At 74.9% G+C, this 15319-nt stretch carries 12 protein-coding genes; 3 read left to right on the forward strand and 9 right to left on the reverse strand.

All coding sequences use genetic code 11. The features are described from left to right. Positions 1–119 precede the first annotated feature (119 nt). On the forward strand, positions 120–653 hold the full coding sequence (locus EKG83_RS16880) for a YbhB/YbcL family Raf kinase inhibitor-like protein (protein ID WP_033434044.1): 534 nt from the start codon (positions 120–122) through the stop codon (positions 651–653). Positions 654–711: 58 nt separating this feature from the next. On the opposite strand, the gene EKG83_RS16885 is transcribed toward EKG83_RS16880, so the two are convergent. Further along, the gene (locus tag EKG83_RS16885) at positions 712–1263 is read right to left on the reverse strand and encodes a CbrC family protein (RefSeq protein WP_033434043.1); all 552 of its coding nucleotides are present in this window, start codon (positions 1261–1263) and stop codon (positions 712–714) included. A gap of 327 nt (positions 1264–1590) precedes the next feature. Between EKG83_RS16885 and EKG83_RS16890 the strand changes: the two genes are divergently transcribed. Beyond that, on the forward strand, positions 1591–1845 hold the full coding sequence (locus EKG83_RS16890; protein WP_084716939.1) for a CGNR zinc finger domain-containing protein: 255 nt from the start codon (positions 1591–1593) through the stop codon (positions 1843–1845). Here EKG83_RS16890 and EKG83_RS16895 read toward each other — a convergent pair. The 8 genes from EKG83_RS16895 to EKG83_RS16930 all read right to left on the reverse strand — a co-directional run bounded on the left by EKG83_RS16895 (position 1797) and on the right by EKG83_RS16930 (position 12058). After that, positions 1797–2234, reverse strand: a complete 438-nt coding sequence (locus EKG83_RS16895) for a cupin domain-containing protein (protein WP_033434042.1) — start codon at positions 2232–2234, stop codon at positions 1797–1799. The genes EKG83_RS16890 and EKG83_RS16895 overlap by 49 nt on opposite strands. A 335-nt stretch (positions 2235–2569) precedes the next feature. Continuing rightward, the gene (locus EKG83_RS16900; RefSeq protein WP_033434041.1) at positions 2570–3850 is read right to left on the reverse strand and encodes a condensation domain-containing protein; all 1281 of its coding nucleotides are present in this window, start codon (positions 3848–3850) and stop codon (positions 2570–2572) included. Positions 3851–3879: 29 nt separating this feature from the next. Beyond that, positions 3880–4125, reverse strand: a complete 246-nt coding sequence (locus EKG83_RS46895; RefSeq protein ID WP_033434040.1) for a phosphopantetheine-binding protein — start codon at positions 4123–4125, stop codon at positions 3880–3882. Between the two features lie 56 nt (positions 4126–4181). Next, positions 4182–5057, reverse strand: a complete 876-nt coding sequence (locus EKG83_RS16910; protein ID WP_033434080.1) for an aminoglycoside phosphotransferase family protein — start codon at positions 5055–5057, stop codon at positions 4182–4184. 31 nt (positions 5058–5088) lie between these two features. Then, positions 5089–6933 (reverse strand): ATP-binding cassette domain-containing protein, encoded by a 1845-nt coding sequence (locus tag EKG83_RS16915; RefSeq protein WP_228122647.1) that lies wholly within the window; start codon positions 6931–6933, stop codon positions 5089–5091. Next, on the reverse strand, positions 6930–8804 hold the full coding sequence (locus EKG83_RS16920; RefSeq protein ID WP_033434039.1) for an ABC transporter ATP-binding protein: 1875 nt from the start codon (positions 8802–8804) through the stop codon (positions 6930–6932). Before EKG83_RS16920 ends, EKG83_RS16915 begins: the two co-directional genes overlap by 4 nt. Beyond that, positions 8797–9717, reverse strand: a complete 921-nt coding sequence (locus tag EKG83_RS16925) for a hypothetical protein (RefSeq protein WP_033434038.1) — start codon at positions 9715–9717, stop codon at positions 8797–8799. The genes EKG83_RS16920 and EKG83_RS16925 overlap by 8 nt, the downstream gene beginning before the upstream one ends. Before the next feature lie 10 nt (positions 9718–9727). Then, positions 9728–12058 carry an AMP-binding protein gene (locus EKG83_RS16930; RefSeq protein WP_033434037.1) on the reverse strand — a complete coding sequence of 777 codons (2331 nt, stop codon included), beginning with the start codon at positions 12056–12058 and terminating at the stop codon, positions 9728–9730. A 779-nt stretch (positions 12059–12837) separates the two neighbouring features. On the opposite strand from EKG83_RS16930, the gene EKG83_RS16935 reads away from it, so the two are divergent. Further along, entirely contained in the window at positions 12838–15279 is a 2442-nt protein-coding gene (locus tag EKG83_RS16935; RefSeq protein ID WP_084716937.1) for a glycoside hydrolase family 3 N-terminal domain-containing protein, read from the forward strand. Positions 15280–15319: the final 40 nt, after the last annotated feature.

Consider the following 15319-nt stretch of genomic DNA (forward strand, 5'->3'; position numbering starts at 1 on the left):
CTGCTTCCCCGAGGAGGGGGCGGTCCGGGTCATGGGGTCAGCATAGACGATGTGGTGGATAATCGATTATTGGTGCTATAGTCGATCCTGTCGGTCACAACCCGAGAGGAAGGACGCCGATGAGCGCCAACGACCCCTTCGCCCGCCTCCCCGAGGCGGCCACCTTCACCGTCACGAGCACCACCGTCGCCGACGGCGCCCCCTGGTCGCCCGAGCAGTTCTCCGCCGGCGTCCCCGGTGGGCGGGACGTCTCGCCGCAGCTGTCCTGGAGCGGCGCCCCGGAAGGCACCAAGAGCTACGCCGTCACCGTCTACGACCCCGACGCCCCCACCGGGTCCGGGTTCTGGCACTGGGCGGTGGCCGACATCCCGGCCACCGTCACCGAGCTGCCCGAGGGCGCCGGTGACGAGGAGGGCTCGGGGCTGCCCGAGGGCGCCTTCCAACTGCCCAACGACATCCGGTCGGCCCGCTTCACCGGCGCCGCCCCGCCGGCCGGGCACGGCCCGCACCGCTACTTCGTCGTGGTGCACGCGCTCGACGTGGAGACCACCGGCGTGCCGGCCGACGCCACCCCGGCCCTCCTCGGGTTCACCATGGCCGGCCACACCCTCGGCCGGGCGGTCCTGACCGCCACCGCCGAGATCCCCGGCTGACGGTGGCGGCGTCGGGGGTGCTGACCGGCGCAGGTGGTGACCAGGTGCCCGGCCGGGATCAGGACGCGTCGACGTGGAGCCGGTGCGCGCCGCAGGTCAGGCAGCGGAACAGGTAGCCGGACAGGTCGCCCTCCCGGCTGAGGTGCGCGCGCAGCACCTCGCCGGGGAAGCCGGTGCCGCCGTCGACGTCATCGGCCAGTACGGGGTCGGGCAGCAGGAGGGGGAGGTCGTCCGCGCCGGCGAAACCGATGAACGCGCAGGGCAGGCCGCAGTGCACGCGCCACTGCTCCTGCTGCCACGACGGGTAGGACGGGGTGCGGGTCGCCACCTCCTCGGCGGCGTCGGGGTCCACCGCCGGGGTGCCGCCCGGCTCGACCCGGAAGCCGTCGATGCCCGACCGGTCGGAGAACTCGCCGTCGAACCGGGTGGCCGCGCTGCCGTCCGCGATGCACCACGGGCAGAGCCGCACGTCCGGTGTGGCCGTGTAGAAGCTGCCCCGGTATCGCCAGTCGCGGTCGCGGTCGCAGCACGAGCAGTGCACCGGTTCGGCGACGATGAAGCCGAGCGCGTAGGCGTTCGGGCTGAACCGGAAGGTGGGTGGCGAGTCCATTCGGCCAGCCTAGGGTTGGCCGGGAACGCGGAGTGGCCGCGGACACCCCTCGACGACGTCTGCCGGCGCAGGGTTGTTCCACTGCTTCCCGGTTGGCAGCAGCGATGGGTCCGGGTGGGGATCCTGGGGATGCGGGACAAGGGGCAGATCGTCGTCGATGTCGACCCGGTGCGCACGGCCGGTGCGCTGGTCGCCGCGGTCCGGGGCGGGGTCGCGATCCCGGGGCCACGGGGTCGGCGGAGCACCTGGAGGTGGTGCTGGGCCTCTGCCCGGACCGCCTGCGCGCCGTGGGGTCGGAGTGGCGGTGCTCACCGGTGAGGAAGCCGCTTGCCGGCGGGCTCCACGCCTCGGTCCTGCTGTCCGGCGGGGTGGTGCGGCCGACCGGAGTGCACCCGGGTCCACCTCGACACCTCGCGCGCCGCCCGCCGGGAGTGGTGCGCGATGGCCACCCGCGGCAACGAGACGAAGGCCCTCGCGCACCGGGCACGGCAACCGGCCGGTGGGCCCGTCGCGCCTCGGCGGCCGAGGTGCCGTCACTCGAAGGGGCAGCCGGGGTTGGGTGCGTCGACGGCCAGCGGCTGACCGACCGGGTTCTGGTAGAACGCCTCGATCACGAGCGGCTTGTCGCTCAGGTTCCGTCCGATGTGGACGTAGCCGGGCCCGCTCGCCTCGGAGATCACCTGCCCGGCGCGGTAGACCCCGTCGCTGGCGCAACTGGAGTCGTAGTGGTTGAGCAGACCTTCCTTGACGTAGCCGTACACCGGGCCCGGGTGGTAGTGCCAGCCCGTGGTGCCACCGGGCGCGATCGTCACCTCCCTGAGCACGTAGTCGGTGTCACCCACCACGTGCTCGAAGATCGTGACACCCGTGACGCCCCTGCTGGGCGTGGCGCTCGCGGCGTTCGGCAGGACCGCGAGGAGCAGGCCCACCACAGCGGCCGAGGACAGCGTGGAGCGGAGTTTCCTGCGCATGGACGGATGCTAGGACCCCGGGCCGACGGGCGCCATGCGTGCGGTCGGGTGGTTTCGGGAGGCTCGACGACGCGGGGGGCGAGCCGAGGGAGCCGGCCGCGCGGGTGGCCGACCTGCCGGGACACGAGGCAGCTCACCACCGCCCCGCCGATCACCGCGCCCGCAGTCACGAGCGGCAGCGACTTCGACGGCGCGGCGGCGGGCGGTGCCACCTGCCGCGCCAGGTGCACCGGCAAGTACGCGCCCCGGGTGTTCGCGGAGGTCGGGCACGACGTCCCGCAGGAGGCGCCGCCGCGACGCGCGTGGGGCACCGGCGCCGGTGCCCCACGCCCGCGTCACGCCAGGGCGGCCCGCACCAGCTTCTCCTCCACCGCGCCCAGCAACGCCTCGGCGTCGGCGAGCGGTATCCGGGTCGTGTCGAACATGGTCCACAGGCCGGTGCCCGCCGGGTCGTCGTACGCGTACACGAACACCGTCGAGTCCCCGTGCGGGGTCCGCCGCACCCAGGCCGCCTCGCCGGCCGGCAGCGGGGCGGCGGGGTCGAGCACCGGGGCGGCCTCCCGGGCGCCGCGGGTGTCGTTGAACCACAGCGTGAGGTCGAGTGGCGTACCCCGGGCCAGCTCGACCTCGCGGGTGACGGCGAAGCGGGTGCGCGGGTCGTAGGCGCCGTGGCGCATGGACTGGAGGTTGGCCTTCGCCGCGGCCTGGAACAGCTCGTCCCACGAGCCCGCCGCCACGTCCAGGGTGATCGGCACGAGCTGCGCGAACGACCCCAGCGCCCCGCGGGTGCCCGGCCGGTTGCGGTTGCGCGCGACGACGCCCAGCGGGCACCGGTCGGTGCCCGCCCGCTCCGCCAGCACCGCGCCGAACGCCGCGTAGAGGACCACCGCGGACGTGGTGCGGTGGCGGCTCGCCAGGACCGGGAGGGCCGCCGTCACGCGCTGGGAGGTGAAGGCCGCGTACCAGAACCGGTCGCCGTCCTGCGCCGGGTGCGGCGGGCCCGGGAACAGGGTCGGCGGCATCGCGGTCAGCTGGCGGTGCCAGTACTCGCGGGCCCGCGCGTCGACGGCCAGGCCGCGCGGTGAGGACTCGTACGCGGCCTGGTCGAGCGGTTGGACGCCGGGGTCGAGGTCGGCGCCCGGGTCGCCCAGCACGGCGGCGAAGGTCTCCAGGCCGTACGCGTCGGAGACGATGTGCGAGCACGCGAACGCGATCGCGGTCACCTCGTCGTCCGCCACGACCAGGGCGAAGCGGACGGGCCACTCGTCGGCCAGGGCGAAGTCCGTGGCCCCCATGGCCTGCAACGCCTCGTCCGCGTCCGCCTGGTCGACCACCCGCACCTCGACCGAACCCGACGGGTCGACGACCTGGTACCACTCGCCGCCGCGTTCCTCGTACCGGGTCCGCAGCACGTCGTAGGTGCCGAGGAGCCGGCCGATGAAGGCCCGCGCGGACGGGACGTCCAGGCGCGCCTTCAGGTCGCACCGGACGGACAGGTTCTCGGCGCTGGCGCCGGGACCGAGCATGGTGAGGATGCGAAGTATGCTGGCCTGACCCCAGGTCAGCCGGGCGGTGCCGGCCCGGCAACCGCTCACCGAGACCGCGACAGCGGACATCCGGACTCCTCGTCGACGGGTGGCGGGTTTCACCGGGCCACGAGCGGGGACACCGTGGCGACGATGCGCTCCAGGCTGGCGAAGTTCTGCGGGTCCAGCAGGTCGTCGGGGATGGCGATGCCCAGCTCGTCCTCCAACGCCATGAGCAGGCTCACCATCTCGACCGAGGTCATGCCCTGCTCGCGCAGGTCCGCCGCGTCGTCGTCGACCGGCTCCTCCGCCAGCACGTCGGTGACGGCCGCGACCACGACCGACCGCAGGTCTTGGCGCTCCACGGTTTCCTCCCTCTCCACGAACTCGAAGAACTCGAAGAACTCGAAGCTGTCGGCGGTCAGGGGCCGGTCATCATCGACCTGGCGATGTCCCAGGCGATCTCGGCGCGGTCCGGGTAGCCGTGCTCCTGGAACCACATGGCGTCGTCCACGGTGCGCACGAGGCACCACTTGTAGGTGGTGTCCGGGTCGAGCGAGGCCAGTTCGGCGAACCGCAGCACGCGCCGCCGGACGGCCGCCCCGGTCGGGTCGTCGCCGCGGATCTCCGCCCAGCGGTTGCGCAGCAGCGGCACCACCTCGTAGGCGGGGTCGCCGGCCAGCGGCTTCGGGTCGATGGCTGCCCACGCCCGCTCGCCGCGGCCCAGGATGTTGGCGTAGTGGAAGTCGCCGTGCAGGGTCGACGGCTCGACCGCGCAGGTGGCCAGCTCCTCGCACAGCTCCACGGCGCGGGACAGCATCTCCTCGCTGCACGGCCGGTCCAGCCGCTTCCAGTCGTCGAGGAACTCCTTGCCCCAGCGGGCCGCGGTGTCGCCGGCGTTGTTCAGGCCCTCGACCGCGGGCACCCGCAGCTCCGCGAGGATGACGGCCGCGATGTCCAGTGCCTCGTCGATCGGCACGTCGAGGAGGGTCCGCCGCTCGTCCAGGCGCTCCAGCAGCATCGCGCCGACCCGCTCCTCGGACCGCAGCAGGGCGACCGCGCCGCGGCCCGCCCAGGCGCGCAGGCCCAGCGGTTCCGCGCGGGTCTCGTCGTCGACCCAGCCCACCTTCAGCGCGCCGCGCCCCTCCTCGGTGCGCACCCGGAGCACGACGGCGCACATGCCGTAGAGCGGTGCCCCGTCCAACCGGAGCCGCCACGCTTCCAGCAGCTCGGCGACGGTCGACGGGAGCTGTGCCACCCAGCGGCGGGCCGGTTCCCCCTCTCGCGCGATCATCATGGCGGCGAATTCCTCGGAGACCTCGAACAACTCACTTCTCCAGACTGGGCAAGGCTTTTTCCGGCAACGGTCGGGGGATGCTAGCGGCTCGGGCGTACGTCGCGGCCTGCATCGCGTAGAGCTGCGCGTACAGGCCGCCCGAGCGGATCAGGTCGTCGTGGCCGCCCGCCTCGGTGATCCGCCCGTCGGCCACGACCAGGATCAGGTCGGCCATCCGCACGGTGGAGAACCGGTGGGACACCAGCAGGGTGATGCCACCGGTCGCCGCGGCCACCCGCCTGGCGTTCGCGGCGTACCGCTCGAACAGCCGCTGCTCCGCCTGGGCGTCCAGGGCCGAGGTGGGCTCGTCCAGGACGAGCAGCAGGGGCTGTTCGCGCATCATCGCCCGGCCGAGGGCGACCTTCTGCCACTGGCCACCCGACAGCTCGGTGCCCTCGGTCCAGGTCTTGCCCAGCTGGGTGGCCAGGCCGTCGTCGAGCCGGTCCAGCAGGTCGTCCGCGCGGGCCCGGCCGAGCGCGGCCAGCACCGCGGGATCGTCGTCGACCCTCGGCAGGTCGCCGACGCCGACCGCGTGCCGCGCGGTCAGCTCGAACCGGACGAAGTCCTGGAAGGCCGCGGTGACGCGCCGCCGCCAGGCCCGCGGCGCGATCCGGGCCAGGTCGACGCCGTCCACCGCGATGGTGCCCTCGGTCGCGTCGTAGAACCGGCAGAGCAGCTTGGCCAGCGTGGTCTTGCCCGCGCCGTTCTCGCCGACGACCGCGACGACCGACCCGGCGGGCAGTTCGAGGTCGACGCCGGTCAGGACCGGCTCGCGGGTACCGGGGTAGGTGAAGGAGACCCCGCTCAGCGTGATGCCGCGGCGGATGCGCTCGGGCGGGGCGGCGTCCGCGCCGACCGGCTCCTGCGCGCGGATCAGCTCGCGCAGCCACCGCAGCCCGGTCATGGTGGCGGACGTGCGCCCGAAGCGCTGCAGCAGCTCCACCCCGGCGCTGACCTGCTGGTGGACCTGGGCGGCCAGGGTGAGGACGAGGACCACGTCACCGACGCCGCTGTCCCCGGCCACCGCCTGCCGCAGCACGAGCAGCACCGCCACCACGTACGCCGCGGCGAAGGCGACCTGGCTCGCGGCGATCAGCGCCGCCGCGGACGCCTCGCCCTTGAGCAGCACCCGCCCGGCCCCGGCCCAGTGCCGCACGTGCCGGCGGCGGATCTCCCCCTGCAGGTTGTGGAGCTGGAGTTCCTTGACCGGGCCGGCCTGCGTGGAGAGCCGGAACAGGTGCTCGCACAGCCGGGTGTCCTCGGCCGCGGCCCGCTTGGCCCGGTCGACCCGGCGCTGGGCGAACTGGCCGGCCACCACCGGCGGCACCGCGGCGACCGGGAGCAGCAGCAGCCACGGGCTCAGCGCGGCCAGCAGCACGCTGGTGATCGCCATCGTGACGACCAGCGACAGCGCGGTCATCAGGCCGATCACGCCCTCGCCGAACTGCGGCAGCTCCCGCCGCAGCAGGGCGATCCGGTCGGCGTGCTCCGCGCGTTCGTGGTGGGCCAGCCCGGCCGACCCGTTGGTCAGCTCCACCAGCTCGGCTTCGAGCGAGAGGGTCGCCAGCTCGGCCACCTCGGCGTAGGGCACGTAGGCGAAGTGCTGCAGCACCAGCGCGCCGATGACGCTGACGGCGACCAGCACCCCGGCCGTGAGGGCCGCCGACCCGTCCCGGGCGACGAACGCGTCGACCGCGCCCCGCAGGGCCAGCGCGACCAGCGGCCACGAGACGCCGGCCAGGACGGTCAGGCCGAGCGCCAGCGCGATCCTGCCCCGGCTGGTGCGCCAGGCCAGCGCGACCATGGCCACGGCGTTGGTGAACAGCCCGCCCGTCACCGGGTCCTCCCCGCGTCCTGGGCGAACTGCTCCGCCTGGAGGTGGTACAGCTCGGCGTACCGGCCACCGCGGGCCAGCAGCGCCTCGTGGGTGCCGTCCTCGACGACCCGCCCGCCGGCCAGCACGACGATGCGGTCGGCGTGGCGGACGCTGGAGAACCGGTGGGAGATCAGCAGGGTGGTGACCCCGCGGGTGCGCTCGGCGAACTCGTCGAAGAACGCCGCCTCGGCGCGCACGTCGAGCGCCGACGTCGGCTCGTCGAGCAGCAGGACCCTGGCGCCCGCGGCGACCGCGTACAGGGCCCGCGCGATCGCCACCCGCTGCCACTGGCCGCCCGACAGGTCCGCGCCGCCCCGGTACTGCCGCGACAGCACCGTGCCGTAACCGCCGGGCAGGCCCGCCACGACCCCGTCGACGTCCGCCCGGCGGGCCGCGGCGACCACGCGGCGGTCCGCGTCGTCCGCGTCGAGCGCGCCGAAGGCGATGTTGTCGCGGACCGGCAGCTCGTACCGGTTGAAGTCCTGGAAGACCACGGCGAGCTGCCGGCGCCAGGACGCCACGTCGAGCTCCCGCACGTCCACCCCGTCCACGAGCACCGCGCCGGACGTGGGTTCGTAGAGCCGGCCCAGCAGCTTGACCAGCGTGGTCTTCCCGGCGCCGTTGAGGCCCACGAGCGCGGTGCACTCGCCGGCCCGCAGCGTCAGGTCCAGGCCGTCGAGCACGAGCCGGTCGCTCCCGGCGTACCCGAACGACACGTCCCGGAACCGGATCTCGCGGCGGGGCAGCCCCCGCGCGTCCGCGCCGCCGGGGCTCTCGGTCGCCACCTGCTCGTCGACGTGCCGCTCGAAGTCGGCCAGGGCCCGCGCGGCCAGCATGCCGAACTGGGTCGCCACGTCCGCCTCCTGGTAGAACTCCCCGAGCAGGGCGGCGCCGACGGTCGCCTGCAACCCCAGCAGCAGCGCGGTCAGCGACAGGGAGTCGGTCACCGCCGAGCGCAGCATGAGCGCCACGGTCGCGCTCAGCAGCACCAGGCCGATCGCGGTGAACCACACGAACCGGTGGACGTTGTAGACGCGCCGCGCCCGCCACAGCGGCAGCAGCGCCGCCACCGAGCTGGACCGGTAGCGCTCGACCACCCACCCGGTCAGGCCGAAGACGCGCAGCTCCTTGGCCGTGGACAGCTCCATGCCCACGTCCCGGAAGTAGTCGCTCTCCCGGCGCAGCGGGCCGATCTCCGGCCACAGCCGGGTCCACATCCGCAGGCCGCCGCGGTGGCCGTAGCGGAAGACCATGGTGCCCGCGCACACCGCGACCGCCGACCACCACGACACGGCCACGCCGATCACCACGCCGAAGCCGACCAGCCGCACGTACCGGGCCACCAGCGCGAGCGTCCCGGCCACCGCGTCACCGGGCGTGTGCTCGCCGCGGAGCAGGGTCTCCGTGGCCAGGTGGAGGTGCTCCCGGCTGCGCTCGTCCTCCACCGGGCGCAGGGACGCGCTCCGCGACACCACGGCGATGACCTCGGCGTAGAAGTGCCCGTCCACCCGGTGCTTGACGACCTGCGCCAGCGCCGTCTGCACCGGGGCCAGCACCTGCTGGGCGACGAAGCAGCCGGAGGCCACCAGGAAGGCGGTGACCAGGGCGTCCCACGCGGCGCCGCCCGTGCCGGCGGCGACCGCCTCGGGCACGTGGCCGACCAGCCGGGCGGCGGCCACCACGAAGGCGACCGGCAGCACGCCGAGGGCGGTGTTGGTGAGCAGGCCCAGGGCGAGCACGCCGGCGCCGGCCACGCCCAGCCTGCGCACCAGGAAGAACCGGGGCTCGACCGCTTCCGCCCAGTACCGCCGGGCACGGGAGTTCTCAGGCATCGACCTCGACCTCGCCGGGGGTGAGCGCTTCGAGCAGCATGAGCGAGCAGGAGTGCGGGCTGGTGGCGACGACGAGCACGACGTCACCGGCGGCCCGGCCCGGTTCCCCGAGCCACAGGCCCAGGGTGTGCAGGCCGTCGGCGGCGAAGCAGTGCCCGACGTCGGTGGCGCGCGGTCGGTACAGCGCGGTGTCCCGGCCGCCCACCGCGGACCGGAACATCTGGGCCACGTTCAGGCCCACGTTGCTCGTGATCACCGAGGTGCAGCCCTCGCGCGCCAGGCCGGCTTCGGCGAAGAGCCGGTCGCTGAGCGCCCGCAGCGCGGTGACGTGGTGGCGGGCCCGCAGCAGCGGTGGCGCGCCGGGCGGTGGCGAGACGGGCAGCGCCGCACCGGCGCGCAGCCGCACCGCGGGGCCGCGGCTGTCCAGGGACACCAGGCAGGACGCGGCGCCGTCGCTCATCACGGTCCGGGCGTCCTGGTTGAGCCGGGTGCCGCGGTCGACCCGGTCGGCGGTCACCACCAGCACGCCGGCCCGCCCGGTCAGCCGGGACCGCGCCGCGTCCAGCGCCGGCCAGAGGTTGTCGCACCCCCGCCCGCCGACCACCGTGCCGTCGGCGTCGCCCAGGCCGGTGCCGTCGAGCACCTGCCGGAGCGCCTTCGTCGGGGTCCCGGCGAACGTGTCCGAGGTGTAGACGGCGGCGGCCGGCGGGGTCGCCGCCGCGGCCAGGGTGCGGGTCGCGCTGCGCGTGGCCAGCTCGACGACGTCCCGGTCGGTGCGCCGGTAGTGGCGCAGGTCGGCCGCGTGCAGGGCGGTGGCCTCGGCGAGGAGGTCGGGGTCCGCGGCGTCGCGGATCGCCTCCCGGGCGCCGAGGCAGGCGGCGAACCCGGACAGGTGCGGCAGTGGCTCGGTCATGAGACCCCGTTCAAGGTCGGGCGAAGGCGTCGTGCTGCCGTTCGCGCGTGACGGCGATGAGGTCCGCGAAACTGGGGGCGGACAGGACGTCGAAGACGTCCAGCAGCACGCCGAAGCTCCACTCCAGGTCGACGCACAGCAGGACCAGGCCCAGCGACGACGCGCCCGAGTCGACCACCGAGTCGGTCACCGAGAGCCCGTCGCCCAGCGCGGCGCGGACGACGGCCATGAAGGCGTCCTCGGTCACCGGGGCGACCTGCTGCGGTGCTTCCGCGACCAGCCGGGCGACCTCGGCGCGCGAGACCTTGCCGTTGTCGTTGAGCGGTATCCGGTCGACGAAGCCGATCCGGCCGGGGCGGTCGGCGCCGCGGAACCGGCGGGCGACCGCCCCGCGCACCAGGGCGGTGTCGGCGCCGTCCGCCGGGACGACCAGGGCGGCGACCGCGGAACCGAGCACCGGGTGCGCCACCGCGGCGGTCGCCACCTCGGCGATCCCGGGCACGAGCAGCAGCGCGGCCTCGACGTCGGGCAGGGAGACCTTCTCGCCGCCGACGTTGACGACCTCCGAGGTGCGGCAGCGGAACCACAGCCGGCCGCGGTCGTCGTACTCGCCGACGTCGCCCATCGGCACCCAGCCGTCCGCCGCGCGGCGGGGCGCCTGGCCGGGCAGGGTGATCACCCGGCGCGGGACGCCGTCGGGCGGCCGCAGCTGGATCTCGCCGGGCACGCCGGGTGCCCCGATCACGGCACCGTCCTCGTCGACGAGCCGCACGCCGCCACCGAAGCGGGGCGCGCCCAGCTCACCCGCCCAGCCGGTGGTCTCGTAGTCGTCCACCCGGCACACCAGCGAGGCGCGCCCGGACTCGGTGCTGGAGTAGTCCGCCTCGATCCGGGCGCGCGGGAACAGCGCGCGCAGCGCGGCCACGTCCGGCACGCCGATGGCCGCCGACCCGAGCGCGATCCTGGTGACCGACGTCGTCGGCGGGGTGCCGGACGCCGCGAGCAGCCTGATCATGGAGGGCACGAGCTTGAGGTAGGTGGGCCGGTGCTCCTCGACGGCCTGCCGGAAGCCCTCGCCGGTGACGCCGTTCAGGGTCACCACCAGCCGCCCGTCCAGCAGCGGCGCGGTCAGGTTCCCCAGCGCGTCCACCGTGGACAGCGGGGAGAGGTTGACCATGACCTCCGGGCTCCACGGCTCGGGCACGTCCCGGACCAGGTCGCACCGGGGGACCGCGACCGCCTTCGGCATCCCCTCGGTGCCCGAGGTCAGCACCACCGCGGCGTCACGCCGCTCCTCCGGACCGGTGTAGGGGTCGGGCACGTCGTCCACCGGGCGCCGCCACGCCCAGCCGGAGCCGTCCAGGACGCCGACCAGGCCCAGCCCGTCGGTCACCGCCGAGCGGACCGCGCGGTCGGCGGGCAGCAGCACCGGCACGGCCTCGACCAGCCAGGCGGCGAGCAGCGCCACCGCCGCCTCGGCCGCCTCGGTCCGGGCGAAGGCCAGGCCGACCCGCGAACCCGGCGCGCACGAGGCGGAGATCCGCGCCGCCAGGGCCTCGGCGCGGCGCCGCCACTCGCCGAAGGTCAGCGCGTCCCCGCCGACCACGCGGTGGGCGACGCGGGAGGGTTGCTCCCGGGCACGCCACCGCAGGGCGTCGGTCAGGTGCGCCTGCCCGCCTCTCAACGGCTCCGGGTCCGCCGGGGCGCCGCCCGCCCGGGCGAGGACCGCGGCCCAGGGGTCCGGCTCGGCGAGCACGTCGACGGTGGCCCAGCCGAGGTCGGCGGCGGTCGCCAGGTCGACCTCGGGGCTGTCCCCGACCATGACGACCCGGTCCCACGAGCCGTGCGCGGCCCGCTGGAAGAAGGCCCGGCCCGGCTTCTTGCCCACGCCCTCGCTGGACAGGTGCAGCTCGTCGAACGGCGCCAGCAGGTCCAAGTCGCGCAGGAGCCGGGTCATGTGGTCGCGGGTGAGCACGCAGTTGGACAGCAGGCGCAGGGTGTGCCCCTCCGCGCGCAGCCGGGCCAGCAGCGCGTGCACGCCGGGCGCGGCGGCGTACCGGCCGTCCGCGTTGCCGGCCGCCACCCACAGCGCGTCGAGCGCGTCGGCCAGGGGCGGCGCGCCTGGGCCGCGGCACAGGGTCCGGCGCAGGACGTCCTCGGTGGCCAGGTTCATCGGGCCGTCGCCGAGGCAGCTCGTGATCATCGGGTAGACCGCCCGCCGGGCCCGCGCCTGCGGAATGCGCAGGTGCGCGGCGAACAGGTCGGCCCACTGCTCCAGTCGCGGGGCGTTCGGCGTCGGCACGACAATGGTGTCGAAACAGTCGAATACCACCAGCGCCATCAGGTTCCCCCGAGCGTTGTCGATAAAAGGCGTCGAGCGCGGACGGTGTGCGCGGCGAATTGCCCGCGCTTTCGGGCGGGCACCTGGGAATGCCCGGGAAGCGGGCACCCCAAAGGCCGACCGCCCGTCGGTGGTCACAGATCGTTATTTGCGCACGTCAAGGTCGGTGCGGCGCACCCGGCACCCTCACGTCGAAGCTTCCCCCGGCACAGTTCCCCCAGTGCGGATTCGGTTTTCCGGAGTGGCGGACGGCCGCTCCACCCGTCTGCGGACGGGATTTTCCCCGGCCGGACGCTACCGCCCGCCCCGACCTCCGTCAACGACTAAAAAGTTTCGAAACTTTTTATGCCGCAGGTCCCGGGCCCGCAGTCAGGCCATCAGAGGACGAATATTGCCTCGGCGTGCGGTCGTGGGTAACGTGCTGGACATGTCACGGCATGGGGGGCCGAACTCGACCGCCGGGATGGCGGTCCGGGGATTGGCAGCATCGGTTCCAAGGTTTTCGGCGAATATCCCGCCCGTTTTTTCCCGATGAGGGACCGGATCGGCTGACGCCGCTGTCCCGCCCCGCGGTACGCCTTGTCGCACCGGGGCGGAGCGGTCGTCGTCCGGTCTTCCGGACCTCCGATTTCCCGCGACGACGGGCATTTCCACGCCGTCCGGGTTCCTTCGCGGGACCGATCTTGGTCCCGACCCTTCCACCGCAGGTGCGGTAATGGCGCGCGGGTCGTCCCGCCGCGCCCACCGCGCCGCGCCCACGACCCGAGGAGGCCCAAGCCATGTCAGTGGTCGGGAATTCGCCCGGCGCCGCGCCGCCGTCACCCGGCGACGGCGCGGCCACCGGGACCGCGGCCACCGGGATCGCGGACCGGCCCTGGCGGGACCCCGCGCTGGCCGCCGAGGACCGGGTCCGCGCGCTCGTCGCCGCGATGACCCTGGACGAGAAGCTGGCCCAGCTCGGCAGCGCCTGGCTGAGCCTCCAGCCGACCGACGGCGGCCTGGCCATGGCACCGCACCACCAGGAGCTCAGCGGCGCCGAGCTGAACTACCTGGACGAGCCGGCCACCACGGTGGAGGAGGCGACCGGGCACGGCATCGGGCAGCTCACCAGGGTCTACGGCACGCTGCCGCTCGACCCGCTGGTCAGCGCCGCCGGCCTGGCCGACGTGCAGCGCCGGCTGCGGGACCGGACGCGGCTGGGCATCCCGGCCGTGGTGCACGAGGAGTGCCTGTCCGGGCTGACCGCGTTCCGGGCCGCCGCCTTCCCCACGCCGCTCGCCTGGGCCGCCGCGTTCGACGTCGACTCGGTGCGGCGGATGGCCGGGCTGATCGGCGCGGACATGCGCGCCCTCGGTGTCCACCAGGGGCTCTCGCCGGTGCTCGACGTGGTGCGGGACTACCGGTGGGGCCGGGTCGAGGAGACGCTGGGCGAGGACCCGCACCTGGTCGGCGTGCTCGGCGCGGCCTTCGTCGCCGGCCTCCAGGGCGCGGGCGTGGTGGCCACGCCGAAGCACTTCGCCGGGTACTCGGCGTCGACCGGCGGCCGCAACCTGGCACCGGTGAGCATGGGGCCGCGCGAGTTCCGGGACGTCGTGCTGCCCCCGTTCGAGACGGCTTTCCGGCACGGCGGCGCCCGCGCGGTGATGCTGGCCTACACCAGCGTCGACGGCGTGCCGCCCGCGGCCGACCGCCCCCTGGTGGAGGGGCTGCTCAGGCGGGAGTGGGGCTTCGACGGCCTCGTGGTCTCGGACTACTACGGCGTCTCCTTCCTCCAGACCCAGCAGATGCTCGCCGACTCCCCGGCGGCCGCCGCCGAGATCGCGCTGACCGCGGGCGTGGACGTCGAGCTGCCCGTGCTGCGCTGCTACGGGGTGCCGCTGGCCGAGCTGGTCCGCTCCGGCCGGGTGCCCGAGGACCTCGTCGACCGGTCGCTGACCAGGGTGCTGCGGCAGAAGGTCGACCTGGGCCTGCTCGACCCGGACTGGGACCCGGAGCCGGACGCGCTGGCCGACGGGCGGGCACCGGACCTCGACTCGGCGGCGCACCGCGACGTGGCCAGGGTGCTCGCGGAGCGGTCCGTCGTGCTGCTGCGCAACGACGGCCTGCTGCCGCTGCGGGACCCCGCCCGGATCGCGCTCGTCGGGCCGGTCGCGGACGACCCGTACGCCTTCCTCGGCTGCTACGCCTTCCCCAACCACGTCCGCGCCCTGCACCCGGACGTCGGGACGGGCGTGGACATCCCGACCCTGCTGACCGCGGTGCGGGCCGAGTTCCCCGGTGCCGAGGTGCGGTACGCCCCCGGCTGCGACTTCGCCGGCCCCGACCGCGACGGGTTCGCGGCCGCGGTCGAGGCGGCGCGCGGCGCGGACGTGTGCGTCGCGGTCCTCGGTGACCGGTCGGGCCTGTTCGGCGACGGCACCTCGGGCGAGGGCTGCGACGTCACCACCCTGGCCCTGCCCGGCAGGCAGGGCGAGCTGCTGGCGGAACTGCTCGCCACCGGGACCCGCACCGTGCTGGTGACCGTGTCCGGCCGGCCGTACGCGATCGCGGAGCAGGACGACCTGCTCGGCGCGCGCGTCCAGGCGTTCTTCCCGGGCGAGGAGGCCGCGTCCGCGCTGGCCGGCGTGCTGTCCGGGCGGGTCGGCCCGACCGGCAGGCTGCCCGTGCAGGTGCCGCGGCACCCGGACGCGCCGCCCGGCACCTACCTGCACGCGGCGCTCGCCGGGCGCAGCGACACCAGCGTGGTCGACCCGACGCCCGCCTACCCCTTCGGCCACGGCCTCGGCTACACCGAGGTCGACTACGCGGACCTGGAGCTGTCCGGCCCGACCTGCCCCACCGACGGCAGCTTCACGGTCGGCTGCACCGTGGCGAACCGGGGGGACCGCGCCACCGCCGAGGTCGTCCAGCTCTACCTCGCCGACCCCGTCGCGCCCGTGGTCCGCCCGGTGCGCGAGCTGATCGGCTTCGCCCGGGTGGAGCTGGCGGCCGGGGCGCGCGCCCGGGTCACCTTCACCGTCCACGCCGACCGCACCTCGTTCACCGGCCTCGACCTGCACCGGGTCGTGGAACCGGGCCGCCTCGTCCTGTCCGTCGGCCGCTCCGCGGGCGACCTGCCGCTGCGCGCGGAGGTCGAGCTGGTGGGCCCGGCGCGCCGGACCGGGGCGGACCGCGTCCTGCTGACCCCGGTCGAGGTGACCCACCTGCCGGCCGCGGGATGAGCGAGCCCCGCACCACCGACCGCCGGCGTTCCGCTACCAG

The sequence above is a fragment of the Saccharothrix syringae genome (genome assembly GCF_009498035.1).
GTDB classification, from domain to species: Bacteria; Actinomycetota; Actinomycetes; order Mycobacteriales; family Pseudonocardiaceae; genus Actinosynnema; species Actinosynnema syringae.